Origin of the sequence: Bartonella sp. AA2SXKL (assembly GCF_042197205.1) — a bacterium.
GTDB lineage: Bacteria > Pseudomonadota > Alphaproteobacteria > Rhizobiales > Rhizobiaceae > Bartonella.
The window spans coordinates 1-758 of the sequence record NZ_JBHIRN010000119.1 but is presented as its reverse complement, the minus strand read 5'-3'; the positions used below and the strand labels follow the sequence as shown (position 1 = coordinate 758).

1 protein-coding gene is annotated in these 758 nt (G+C 50.0%); it reads left to right on the top strand.

The window, feature by feature from the left end:
- A partial coding sequence (locus ACFINS_RS10165; RefSeq protein WP_375706198.1) for a phage tail sheath subtilisin-like domain-containing protein occupies positions 1 to 758 on the top strand: 758 nt, incomplete at both ends.

The following is a 758-nucleotide window of genomic DNA, read 5'->3' as shown; positions in this document are numbered from 1 at the left end:
CGTCCTTTAGCAACATTTGATCAGACCGCCATTGGAGCGGTTGTTACAGCCCCTGATGCTGACAACCAAGTTTTTCCCCTCGACGAGCCCGTGTTGGTCTTCACCCATGAGACAGAGAAAATCCAAAAGCTTGGGCGAAGGGGCACAGCTCTTGACGTGATTAACGCCGTGTGCGCACAGGGGATTGAGGCACAAATTATTCTTGTGCGGGTGGAAGAAAAGTCAACCATTGCTGAGACACAAACCGAAATGGTGGGATCCAATACTCACTTGACCGGTGTGCATGCCTTAGCGCATGCGCGGGGGCATTTGGGGGTGGAACCTGGAATTCTCTTAGCACCGGCTTATAGTGCAGGGCGGATTGACAATGGCAAAAACCCTGTGGCAGACGCTTTGGAACAGGTTGCAGAAAAGTTGCAAGCCATTGCCGTGTTTGATACGGGGGGTAAAAATGCGGAAGAAAGCCTTGCCTATCGTGCAGATTTTTCCTCACGCTTTTGTTATTTGATTGACCCCTTTGTACGGGTGGCAAATCGTGAGGGGGGTGTTAGTGTTAAACCCGCAAGTCCTTTTGCAGCAGCCATGTTTATCAAACGTGACAAGCAAAGGGGCGGTGTTTTTTGGTCTCCTTCCAACCAAGATGTGCATGGCATTTTAGGGACAGCACGCCCCATTAGCTATTTTGATGGCGAAATTGATCATGAGGCAAATCGCCTTAACCAAGCCGATATTGCGACCTTTATTCCAGCACGGCTTAG